Source organism: Helicobacter pullorum (assembly GCF_900638355.1).
In the GTDB taxonomy this organism is placed as follows: Bacteria; Campylobacterota; Campylobacteria; order Campylobacterales; family Helicobacteraceae; genus Helicobacter_D; species Helicobacter_D pullorum.
Window position 1 is genome coordinate 813634 of record NZ_LR134509.1, and the last position, 13524, is coordinate 827157.

Here is a 13524-nt window from a genome sequence, read left to right on the forward strand (position 1 = left end):
AGGAATTATGAGACAAACATTAGATTTATTAAAAGCACACAATGAGCTAAAAATCATCACAGAGCCTTTAGACATAGAGTTAGAAATCCCTCATTTAGCGTATTTGGAAGTAAAAAAGCCAGATTCCAAAGCCCTGCTTTTTACTAATCCAACAAGAGGTAATACAAGCTTTGAAATACCGGTTTTGATGAATCTTTTTGGGAATTTTAAGCGAGTAGAATTGCTAATAGGAAACACACAAGAAATTGCAAAAGAAATCGCATTTATGCTAAAACTAAAACCCCCCAAAAACTTTCAAGAAGCCCTCAAATTCCTTCCACGATTGCTAAATTTACGCCACTTAAGCTCCAAAATCCTAAACACAAGAGGGCTATGCCAAGAAGTGATAAAAACAAACAATGAAATCAACTTAACTTCACTTCCGATTTTGAAAACTTGGAGTGATGATGGCGGAGCTTTTATCACTATGGGGCAGTGTTATACCCAAAGCCTTGATGGAAGTGTGAAAAATCTCGGAATGTATCGTTTGCAAGTGTATGATAGGAATCATCTAGGATTGCATTGGCAGATTCACAAAGATTCTGTGGGGATTTTTGAAGAATACAAAAAGGCAAAGCAAAAAATGCCTGTAAGCATCGCTATTGGCGGGGACCCTCTTTATACTTGGTGTGCAACCGCTCCCTTGCCTTATGGTATGTTTGAGCTTATGCTTTATGGTTTTATCAAAAAACGCAAGGCAAAAATGGTGAAATGCGTAAGCAATCCGCTTTTTGTGCCTTATGATAGCGATATTGTGATTGAAGGTTATGTGGATACAGAAGTGCTAAGAGATGAGGGGAGATTTGGCGACCATACCGGATTTTATACGCCCATCGAGCCTTATCCGGTGCTAGAAGTCAGTGCGATTACACACAAGCAAAACCCTATTTATCTTGCAACCGTTGTGGGCAAACCGCCTTTGGAAGATAAATATCTAGGCTACCCCACAGAGCGGATTTTCTTGCCACTTTTGCAGACGACTACGCCCTCTTTGGTGGATTATTATATGCCCGAAAATGGCGTATTTCACAATCTCATTTTAGCCAAAATCAAAGCCAGATTCCCAAGCCAAGCCAAGCAGAGTATGCACTCTTTTTGGGGAGTAGGGCAGATGAGTTTTGTCAAACATGCTATTTTTGTGGGCGAAGATTCTCCAAGCCTTCAATCAAGTGAAATTATCCCTTATATTTTAAATCGCTTTAGTGTCAAAAACTGCCTTTTTAGCGAGGGGGTTTGCGATGCACTTGATCATTCCTCGCCTAATTTTGCCGAAGGTGGCAAACTAGGGATTGACTGCACAGGAAATGAAGTAGAAAATCCGCCTTTGGAGATTTTGGGCAATCAAGATTTATTAGACAATCTCTCTTCTATCATTCCTTTATCTAAGACACTAAGGCAGTATTTCTTAGATACCAAAAATCCTATCACACTTCTAGGAGTGCAAAAGGACAGCCATTCTCTACAAAAATTTCTCAAAAAATCCGCCTTTGCTAATTTGCAAAAACATTTAAGAATCCTCATTTTGCTTGATGATTCCAAAAACGACTTAGAAAACCTCTATATGATACTTTGGCGTGTGGTAAATAATATCGATTCCAAAAGAGACATTAGGATTTTGGGGGAGATAATAGTCATTGACGCAACCGATAAGAATGCCGATGATGGTTACCACAGAGAGTGGCCCAAAGAGACAGATTGCGATAGCAAAACATTAGAATCTTTAGCCCAAAAGGGATTATTAAGCGATTTTAGTCAAGAGAGTTTAGAGGAATTTTATCGCAAATACCATATTGATAAATCTTATTCTACACTTTTGGATTCTAATCAAAGCTCATAAATTTAGTATTTAGAATCGATTAAAATATAAATTTTTTATATTTTATTGGATAAAAATTGAATTTAATATAAAATACTTATAATTTTTTTGTAATTATCAATACATCAAAGGACAAACAAATGAAAAATACAAACAATACAAACTCTAATCCCTCTCTAGTGGGGGGGGGGGGGGCAAAAGCCTCTCAATAATCAACCCCTAGAAACAAAGAATCCAAAAAATGCTAAAGGTTTAGATTCTAAATCCAAATTAGAATCCAAAAATCCAAACAAGATTCAAACTGACAAGATTCAAGATTCTAAAATACAATTAGAATCTAATCTCAAAGATTTAGCAAAATTAGAATCCAACTTCCCAAAATTAAAAGATTCTAAGGTTTCTAAAACCTCCAAAGATTCAATGGAATTAGAATCTAGCCCCAAACTAGATTCCAAAACTTCCCAAAAATCAAACAAAGAATCAGAATCCAAACAATCCAAAAAGATTCAAAGAGCCAAAACTTGCGATTCCAAAAAACCTGCAAAATCCAAAAATTCTAGCAAACTAAAATCCTTTATCCGCACGATTCCGATTTCTATTGCTTTGGCTTCAGCATTATCAAGTCAAGCAGTGGCTGGGTGGTCGGTTATTGGAGGGGGTAATGTTAGTAATGTTAATAATGTTGGAACAATTACTTCAAATATCACTCTAGGTGATACAATTATAGAGGCTACTGCAAATGGTTCTTATACTGATATTGTGATAGGTAGTAATGTTACGCTCACTAGAAATGACTTCACTGCAAGCGACAATAATATAATTAGGGTTGTTGAAGCTGATGGTGGAAAGGTAACAAATCTAGGAACTTTGAGAACTTATTCTCGAAAAAGGGTGCTTCATATGCAAGGGCGCCATATGGAAGCATTTATCAATCAAGGAACTATTAATAATCAATATTGGACTTTTTATATGAAGTCAGGCAGTAGTCTTGGTAGTTTAATTAATGAGGGAGGGACTATTATAAATTCCAATACTGGTAGTGATGGAGTTATGATTCGCTTGGAAAATGCTTCAAGTATTGGGCAAATCACGATTGATGGCGGTTCAATCCAAAGTGGAAGAAGTTTTATTTCTTTGGCTAATGCTTCTACTATTGATAATATTACAATTAGTGGCAATGCTAATGTAGAAAATACAAGTAGTGGTCGAACTTCTATCGATCTTAGCGGTGGTTCTGTGACAGGCACGATTAGCGTAGAAGATACCGCGTCGCTTAAATCTAATATTAATATTTCTGGCAATAATCGTATTGGTGGTGGGATAATAATCGGTGGTGGGAGCGATTCTCCTACTTTTAGTGGGAATATTACTTTAAATAATGGAAGTATTTTGGGGCAAGGTATCCAAGTAAAGAGTGGGACAATGACAAGCGAAGTCTCCCTAAATGGTTCATCTAGCATTTCAAAAATACTCATTGATGGCTCTAATAGTAGTGGGACAAATGGCACTCCAAAACTAGATGGAGATATCACACTCAATACAAGCAATAGAATCACAAATGGAATCACCATCGCAAATGGTGGAACTTACGATGGGACAATCCACAATAAAAATTCTTCTAGTATCGGTGGAATTGTAGTTGATAATGGAACAATAGTAGGCGATATTATTGCACGTGGAACTTCTAGGCTCAATGGTATTACCATTGTAAATGGTGGAGAAATGCGGGGCAATATTGAAGCCCGTTGGATGAGTGATTCTACTGGCCATACAATGAATTTGGGTAATATTGATATTCAAAGTAGATTGCAAGGGGGAATTACACTGGCTAATGCTGCTACCATTGAAAGCCTTAGTCTAAGTAATGGTGGGACAATCACAAATGCAGTCAGTATAGGGGCAGGCGGAAGTAATGGTCACACTAGCATCTTAAAAACTATCACTTTAAATGGAGCTTCTGGAATTAATAGTCTTGTGGTTGGGTCTGCTAGTGATAATGCAGGAACAATCAATAGCATTACTTTGGGTGGTGATTCAAGTATTGGAAATATCAATGTGGCAGAAAGAGGCACGATTGCAAATTTGGAGATAGGTAATACAAATCAGGTTGGAAGCATAGGTAGCATTACTAATGCAGGAAAACTCCAAAATATTGCTCTAAATGGCACTAGCACCATTACAAATGGAATCACAAACGCTTCAGGGGGAACAATCTCAAATATTACCCTTGCTTCATCAAATACAATTCATAGTGGAATCACAAACGATGGAGTTATTACCGAAATCAATCATGATGTCGCAGGTGTAGAAAATGCAGTAACAAACAATGCAGGTGGTTCAATCAGTAGGCTTATCGTCTCACAAGGGACGATTGAATACAATGGAGATGGTGCTATCACAAAGGAATTAAGCGTCAAGGATGGTGCTACACTCTCTATGAATAACGGAAGTGGCACAATCACAATGAATGGTGCTGTTGGCTCAAAGTTGAATTTGGAGAGTGGCTCTACCTTTAAGGGAAGTTTGAAAAACACTGGAAGCATTGATGATTGGGATAATGTCAGCAATATTGAAGGAAGCTTTATTAATGATACTAATGCAAATATTGGAATCTTAAAGGCAGGACAAATTACAGGAACTCTACTCAATAAAGGTAATATTGGGGACTTGACTATCGATAATGTAGTGGGGACTTTGAATAATGAATCAGAGATTACAACTTTGAGTGTGCAAAGTGAGATTGCTCAAGGGATTTTAAATAGTGGAAATATTCAAACTCTCACGCTTGATAGTAGTGCAAATTTGGGAAGTGTTGGGGTTAGCAATAGAGGTGTGATTACAAGCTTGAATAACCATAAAGCTGGTATGCAAATCACTAATACTAAAGGTATTGGGACTTTGGCAGTTTATGCAAACACAACCTATGCCGGAGCTGGAAGTATCACAAATGCTTTGGATATTGATGGGGCTCAAACTCAATTTACTATTAGCAATGGTGCTGGTGGTAATGGAACTCTAACTCTTACTGATACTGCTGGTGCTAATTCAGTAAAAACCATTACTAATGAGGGAACTATTATAGGGAATCTCATCAATACCCTAACCACTGATTGGATAGGTGGAACACTTGAAGGGAATTTCACAAATAAGAGCGGTGCAACACTTGAAAGCCTCTCAAAAGATGGTAATGCTGGAACAATTACAGGGAATCTAACTAATGAAGGCTCTATTGTTAGCTTAACTCAAGGCACTATTGGGACTTCTTTAGATAATCAAGCAGGTGGTATTATTAATACTTTGCATTCTAGTGTTGTAGGAAATCTCTCTAATGCTGGTGTGGTTAAAGATTTTATTGTTGATAGTGATATGGATTATACAGGCAATGGAACCATTACTAATTCTATGACTATTTTAAATAATGGAGGAAATGGCTACACGCTAAATATTGGAAATTCACCAAACAATGGAACAATCAATATTGGCTTTGATAATAGTGCAACAGGAACGATTGGCAATGCAGGAACAATTAATGGAAATATCACTAACCTTGCTACTTCTACCATTAAAAACTTTACTAATGCAAATACAGGCAAAATTGATGGAGATATTATCAATAGAGGAATCATCACTAGCTTTACAAACTCTGGAAGCTTTAATGGTGATTTAACGAATAATGGAAGTATCACTAACTTTGAAAATCAATTAGGGGGAAACTTTACAGGCAATATCACTAATACTGCAGGTGACACCATTAGCAACTTTAATAACCAAGGAAATATCACAGGGAATATTACTAATGAGGGCATTATTACAGATTTTAATAACGCAGGAAATATCGATGGAACATTAACTAATGCTAGTAATGCAAACATTGGTGATTTTACAAACACTGGAAGCATTAAAGAATTTAACAATCAAGGATTGATTGCTTTTTATGAAAATAATGGAACCATTGGTAGCTTCAATAATACAGGAACCATCTATGGTGTTTTAAACAATAAAGTCATTAATGGTGATTTTGAAAATGTTGCTAATGCTTTAAAAAATACAGGAACTATTAGTGGAAATGTTGAATTAGTGGGACAACGAGGAACTTGTGATGGTGGTAATGATATTTGCCAACTTTCTGGTTTATGGAATGAGGGAACCATTGGTGGAACTTTCACAAATGCAGCCAATAAAACTATTAATTCTGTTATCAATGGAAGCAATAGTCAAACTAATATCAATGCCGTTCTTAATAATGGTATTGCTAATAGTGGAACAATTAATCAGATACTTAACTACAACAATGGAACAATCAACAATGGTATTACTAATAATGCAAATGCAAACATTGAAAGCATAACTAATGAAGGCACTATCAATGGAGGTATTACCAACTCTTCTCAAATTGGAATGATAAATAATACAGGGTTGATTACAGGCAATCTTACTAATAATAATGCTAACTCCATTATCACAACCATCAACACAGGAAGTATCACAGGAAGTATTACTAACTCTGGAGAGATTACTACACTAAATGTTACAGGAAATGTTAATAATGGAATCACAAATGATTCAAACATTGCAAATTTAACCATTGACAAAGGCTTTAATTTAGGAAATAATGGAATCACAAATAATGCAGCAATTGGAAATTTCACTAATAATGCAAATATTACTTATAGGGGAAGTGGAAGCATTACAGGGAATTTTATTAATGCTAAAGATTCTACAATAACACTGAATGATGATTTGATTTTAAATGGCAATGGTAATGCCTTTAACAACAATGGAATCTTAAAAGGAACAATTAGTAATATTGGAGTTTTAGCAAGCTTTACTAACACAGGAAGTATCACAGGCTTAGAGAGTGGAAATATCACAGGACTACTTAGCAATAGCAATACAGGAATTATTGATAATCTTGTAGTCAATGGTAATGTTTCACAAATGCAAAATGCTGGAAACATTGGAAGCCTTGATATTCAAAAAAACCTCAATTATAGTGGAAGTGGAAGTATTACAAATTCTATTAATATTGCAAGTAATACAACTCTTACAACTAATGGAATCACCCTCAATGCAACTAAAGGTAGTGTAAATAATGAAGGTATTCTTGCAGGAAATTTAACCCTAGAGGGAAGCTCTAATAGCGTTACAAACTCTGGAAGCATTACAACTATCATCAATAATGCAAATAATAGTAGTCTTGCTAATAATTCAAACATTGGCACTTTAAAAGTCTATAAAAATCTAACTTACAATGGCAATGGAAGTGATAGAATCACTCAAGCCCTAGAAGTAGCAAAAAATAAAACTTTAACTATTGGAAGCAATGGAACTCTCTCTTTTAATTCTAAAAATGGTAATGTAAATAACTTAGGAACCATTGCAGGTAATCTTTCAAATGTAAAAGATTCTACTATCACAAGCTTTATTAATAGTGGAACCATTAGCGGTAATTTATACAATGATGGACACATTGATACATTAACTAATACAGGAACAATGGGAACTATCTATAATAGAAGTAAAAATACAATTAAAAATCTACTCAATGATAAAAATTCTGTTATTGCAGGAATAGATAATAGCAATGGTAGATATGATTCAATCAAAAATCAAGGAACTATCTTAGGCAACATTGATAATGGCGATGGAATAATTGAAAACTTTGAAAATAGTGGAACCATTACAGGACAAATTATCTCTAATTCCTCTAGTAATTCTGAAAATAACTATATTGGAACAATCATTAATGAAGGGATAATTAATTCCTCTCATACAATCATCAATAACGGAAGTATTCAAAATGCTTCTAATGATGCTATCTCTTTAGATACTATTTCTAATGTAGTAACTGCCATTTCTAACTCTGGAAGTATCAATGGAAATGTAAGGGTAGCAGGTAATTCACAAGTTGATTTAATCCAAAATTCTAGCACCATTGCTGGTTGTATTATCCTAGAGGGTGGTAGAATAGGAAATATCAATAACACTAATGGAGCCATTGCAAATTGTATGCACTTTAGTAGTGGAGCTAGCGTAGATAATCTTAATAATAGTGGAACTATTGAAAAATCAATTACTAATGATTCTGGAAGCATGACTGTTAATAATAGTGGAAGCATTGGTGGAATTACTACAAGCAATGGAGGAACTACCACTGCTATCAATAGTGGAAGCATTGGAGGAATTACTACAAGCAATGGAGGAACTACAACCATTATCAATGGTGGAGAGAATAAGCCCGGTGGTAATATTGGAGCTATTACTAATACAGGAAGTAATTCTAATACCCACATTGATGGTTGGACTTTGGATAATCCAGATAATCCAACAAATCCTATTATCATAGCAGATGGTAGTAATAAAGATGGAATCCATTTAAAAGAAGATTCTATCTTTGTAGAAGGAAATCTTGAAAGTGGAAAAATCTATAATTATTATGATTATATTCAAAATGAAGGTGGAGATTCTATCGGACAAGATTTTAGTCAAGATGATGAACTCTTTAATGCTTTAACCTTTATTGATATCTTTACACCAACAGACAATGGAGATGGAACTTACAGCGTAGGCTTAGACACTCAAGAACTCTCCGGTAAAACTCTAGGTGCTTCTTTAATCTATTCATCAAGAATACGACAGATTGATACTAATAATATGCTAAGAGAAATTAATGTTAAAAACTTTAAAACAGACTTTGAAATATTAGAGCAAAGAGAAAGATTAAAAAACCAACAAGCTCTCTTAGAAAACTACAAACAACAAAGAGAATCTTATCTGAATGGATTAACCAAAGACAATAAAGAATTAAAAAGAGTAAGTTCTAAAGAATCTACTTCTTTAAGCACTTATGCTAATAATTCTAATATAAAAAGTGATGCAATAGAAGTAGTGGATTATTATAACAAAGATGCTCTAGCAAGCCTAGATAATCTTCAAGCAACCACTAAAGCTAATCAAGAAACTTATTCTAATTTAGATCTCTTAAGAGAGCTTGATGACATCTTCATTAGCCATACAGGAGATAAGGATAATCTCTATACCTTTGCACTCCCTTATACAAGATACACTTCAGCACAATTAGATGGAGGAGTAGGAACTCTAAAATCTCATGCATCAGGTATCCTAGCAGGAGCACAAGCAAAACTACCTAATGAGAGAGGAATATTAGGAATCTACTTTGGATATGAAAGTTCAGATAAACAAGTAGGACAACAAAGATTAGACTTTGATGAAAAAGTTTATTATGGAGGATTAACTTATTATAATGTTTTTGCAAGAAAAGGAGTAAGTGAATATTATCTCTCTGCTAATACAAGAATAGATAAAGGGGATACCAATTTATATAAAACCTATCGCTCTGGAAGCACTACTATTAATTCTCAAGTAGATTCTTATGGATATGGTGCAGATTTAAAAGTAGGGGCTAATTATTATAATATCTATAATAACTCTGTTCTTTCTCCAGAGATTGGAATTAGTTATCAAGGAATTAGTACAGATTCCTTTAGACTAAGACACCTAGGAGGAGTAAGTGAGCATTATTATACACAAGATGTTAATTTCTTTGATATTAGTGCCTCACTTAGATGGCAAAGAGCATGGAATAATGTGTTTAAAACAATGGCTTCTTTAGGTGCAATGTATAATGTTTATAATGATGCTAAAGGAAGTGGAGTTATTGCTGGATTAAAACAATCTGCTGATATTAATGTAGAAGAACTCTATGGAACTACTCAAGTAGGAATAAGCTATGCTTTAGGAGAGAATGCTAACATTGCTTTAAATTATAGTGGTATCTTTGCAAATGGAGTTCAATCTCATGCAGGGTATATTAGATTAGGAGTGTGGTGGTAGAACACTCACTCTTAAAGTGAGAAATTCTTGTAAAAGACTTTAGAAACGAGATTAATCTATAAAGTTCTTGTAATAGATGAGAATTAATTTATTCAAGATATTTTTATAGATAAACTTTATACTAAAGATTCTTTTACAAGATAGACTTAGAATTATAAAATTGAATCAAATCAAATTAATTCAATCATTGATTGATTTATTTATTGATTGATTCATTAATCAAATTTGTTAATTAATTAAATCATTAATGAATTTAATTGAATTTAATTTATTTATTGATTAATTGAATTAAAACAAATTGAATTTAGTTTATTCATTGATTGAATCAGATTGAATTTAATTTATTGAATTGAATTGAATAAAAAGACGAGATTAATTCTTTTAAAATTCTTGTAAAAGGCTTTAGAAATAAGATTAATCTATAAAGTTCTTGTAATAGATGAGAATTAATTTATTCAAGATACTTTATAGATAAGCTTTATCTTTATACTAAAGATTCTTTTACAAGATAAACTTTCATTTATCAAAGATTCTTTTATAGAATCTTTGTTTCTCTTTAATATTGAATTTGATAATAAGCTAGGCATTATTCTTTTGCTTGGCTTTAGTTTGTGGGATAAGTGGAAAATGACTAATATAATTCAATATAATATTATGGATTGTTTAAAAACTTGAATTGTTAAGATATTCTTGGCATTTTTGAGGCAAGATTCCAAATATAGAATTTTAAAATCAAGGTTGCAGGTATGAATCTAGCTAATCAAAAAAGAAATCGCAAAGAATGGATTAAGAATCTAAAAAGTCAAATAATCGAGTTAGTAAGCACAGGGAAAACCGATAAAGAAATTAGAAAGCAAATCAAACAAGAGTTTGCAAAATATTCAACTAAGCTAGAAAGTATCATAAGTATAGTTTTCATTGCTTTGTTGGTTGCTGTTGTATTGCTTGGGGTGCATATTAGTTATACTATTTTGCTGTGGGAAGCTAATATTTATGCTTATAGTGATGGAATATGGTCCCCTTATGTTTCAATGCTGCTTTTTGGTTTGGGGTGTGTGCTGTTGTTTGTAATTTTTAGTTTTTGGTTTGGGTTTTTTGTAGATTGGTTTTGTTGTAATAAAATCCTCAATGATTCCTTAGATGAAAATTTTTATTTGAAATTATTTAAAACTTTATTGATTTTGGCGTGTCTTGGGTTTATTATTTTTATGGTAATGATATTTGTAGTGGGGTGGCAGATTTCAGAATTTTATGGAATGCCTTTGGGGAGAAGCTTGTATGAAACTTTTATGGAGATTATAGATTGATTATAGGTATCAAACAAAAACTTAGAATATCTAGAATCGTAGATTTTGGAGTGTATTTGCAAAGTGGGCAAGAAGAGGTTTTGTTGCCTAAAAAATATGTTTTAGAAGATTCTAAAATTGGGGAAGAGATAGAGGTTTTTTTGTATCACGATTCAGAGGGTAGGGTGATTGCTACTACACTAGAGCCAAAAGCACAAAGGGGAGAAATTGCTCTTTTGAAAGTTGTTGGCAAAAATGAGTGGGGTTGTTTTTTGGATTTGGGGATTGCAAAGGATTTGTTTATGCCAACCAAAACTCCACATAAGTTTAATTTGGATTCGCAAGTGCTTGTTTTCATCACTACTGATAGAGAAAATCGCCTCATAGCAAAGAGCAATATAAAATCTTTTTTAAAAAGTTTCAAAGAAGCACCAAAAGGGCTTTATAAGGTTTCTAGTAAAGTAGAGATTGTGCCATTTAGGGAAAGTAATTTGGGCTATGAATGTGTAGTAGATGGCGAGTATTTGGGGCTTTTGTATAAAAATGAAATATTTAGTCAAATCAATATTAATCAAAAGATAGAGGCTTTTATCAAAAGAATTTATCCAAATGGCAAATGCGATTTGTCGCTAAAACTCCCTATGGCAAAGAAAGATACTGCAAATGAAGCAAAAAAAGTGCTAGAGAGGCTAAAAGAGAATGGCGGATATTTGGGATTGCATTATGATAGCGCACCACAAGAGATTACAGAGATTCTTAAAATGAGTAAAAAATCTTTTAAGAGTGCTTTAACTTGGCTTTTGGAGCAAGATAAAATTACCCTCAAAGCCAAAGAGGGAATTTGGCTAAAAGATTAGCTAGATTTCTGCTTCAAAAGTGCGTTGTTGGTTGAGTAGGTCAAGTGTGAAGATGTTATAGAGATTATCCACAATGATTTCTTTATTGCTATGAGTAGTGATTACAAAGCCCAAAAATTTACCATTTGCGTTATTAAGTCGTTCAATCATTTTTGCCCCTATCTCTTGTAAGCTGATGATATTATCGCCTTCTTTGATTCCATATTCTTTGAAGTTAAGATTGTTAAGTTCTTTATTTGTCATACTTTGTGCTTCTAGGCTGATACTCGCTCTCTCGCCCTTTTTGGTGATATGTAATTCCCCTGTATCATTATAAAGCCCTTCAACTAAAATCTCCCTTCCTGAATCAAAACGCAAAGTGATTCTGCCATCTTTTTCTAACTTCATGGAAGTAACCGCATCTAAATCACTCATTGCTGCGATGGTTTCTTTCTGTTTTATGGGGTCGTTGATGGCGTTTTTAAACTCTTCAAACCTTGCCTCACTAAAGCCCATTCCAGTAATTTTCTCAAACTCTTCTTCAATGGCTCTCATCTCTGCGGATTTATCCATTTGGGCGATTTTGTCTTTGTATTCTTGGGCGACAAACTCATCATTTAAAAATTCTGCTTTTTTGGTTTCAAAGCTTTCTTTGAAGCGATAATAATTATTATAAAGCTCATTAAAAGCCTCTGCATAGCCTTGCTCATAGTTTGTCTCTCTTGGGTGGTCTCTATACCAAGCCTCCTCAAACTCTCGGATATTCATACCCTCATATTTTGGCGTCCTAGAGCCATTATCTAGCCTATCAACGACATTAAACTCCTCTAGCACTTCTACTCCAGCTAAATTTGTCTTTTTGTAAGCAAAGTTGGTAATAATATCCCCACTAGCAAAAAGGGCTTCATTGACTGCCTTATCTTTGAGATTTATCCAACCCTCACTATCACCATAGGCTTCAAACATCGCCCGAATATCTTCCTGCTTGATTTGCTTGTATCTCTGCTCTGGGGGGAAGAGCTTCATCTCATCATCGCGATAGAGGCGAATATCCTCATAGGGATAAAAGCTATTAAGCGTCATTTTGCCATTAATCATAATTTGTCGCTCTGTATGAAAGTTATCCCGCCATTCTTTGATTTGTGAGGCGTTATTTTTGTCATAGCCTTTGATAAAATCATACAAATCAATCGTGCCTACCACATCGCTTAAATTAGCAATTTTAGATTCACCATTGCCTTTATCGACTTTGATTTTGAGTTTAGAAAACATCTCATCATCTCGGTTTAAAAATCCATCACCATTGCTATCTAGCCTAAATAAATCCCCCATTTTTTGAATCTGACTAATCCCTAGGTTAGATTCCAAACCATCGCCAAAATAATCCAAATAGACTTCTGCTTGTCCCATTGCGGTTTTTAGGGTTTTGGATTGTCCTAAAGAGTTGAGTTCTATATCGCTTATGTATCTATCAAGAACCTGTGAGGTTGAAAGATTTTTTTCAACTATACCCATTAAAGTATTTCTAGAATAACTACCATAGACTTTAGGGGTGGGCGTTCCGGATAAAAATTGCTCTACTTTTGTGTTGGCTAATTCTTGATTGATTTGCTGAATGCTCTTACCTTTCGTCTCTAGCTTCATACTTCCGCTTTTTAGATTTTGGATTCCCATTTGCGTGATATTCATAGCA

6 protein-coding genes are annotated in these 13524 nt (G+C 34.2%); 4 read left to right on the forward strand and 2 right to left on the reverse strand.

Annotation, left to right across the window (positions count from 1 at the left end; genetic code table 11):
* Positions 1 to 7 precede the first annotated feature (7 nt).
* Positions 8 to 1876, forward strand: a complete 1869-nt coding sequence (locus EL247_RS04035; RefSeq protein WP_126442025.1) for a menaquinone biosynthesis decarboxylase — start codon at positions 8 to 10, stop codon at positions 1874 to 1876.
* A gap of 290 nt (positions 1877 to 2166) precedes the next feature.
* Here the strand turns inward: EL247_RS04035 and EL247_RS08705 are convergent, their stop codons facing one another.
* A complete protein-coding gene (locus EL247_RS08705) occupies positions 2167 to 2298 on the reverse strand; it encodes a hypothetical protein (RefSeq protein WP_269470981.1) in 132 nt (43 codons plus the stop codon).
* Between EL247_RS08705 and EL247_RS04040 the strand changes: the two genes are divergently transcribed.
* The 3 genes from EL247_RS04040 (at position 2276) to EL247_RS04050 (ending at position 11852) form a co-directional block, all read left to right on the forward strand.
* Complete coding sequence (locus EL247_RS04040) at positions 2276 to 9709, forward strand: hypothetical protein (RefSeq protein ID WP_172594033.1); 7434 nt, start codon at positions 2276 to 2278, stop codon at positions 9707 to 9709. The genes EL247_RS08705 and EL247_RS04040 overlap by 23 nt on opposite strands.
* 746 nt (positions 9710 to 10455) lie before the next feature.
* Entirely contained in the window at positions 10456 to 11016 is a 561-nt protein-coding gene (locus EL247_RS04045; protein ID WP_005021198.1) for a hypothetical protein, read from the forward strand.
* Complete coding sequence (locus EL247_RS04050; protein ID WP_126442027.1) at positions 11013 to 11852, forward strand: CvfB family protein; 840 nt, start codon at positions 11013 to 11015, stop codon at positions 11850 to 11852. Before EL247_RS04045 ends, EL247_RS04050 begins: the two co-directional genes overlap by 4 nt.
* Here the strand turns inward: EL247_RS04050 and EL247_RS04055 are convergent, their stop codons facing one another.
* Entirely contained in the window at positions 11853 to 13520 is a 1668-nt protein-coding gene (locus EL247_RS04055) for a hypothetical protein (RefSeq protein WP_126442028.1), read from the reverse strand.
* Positions 13521 to 13524: the final 4 nt, after the last annotated feature.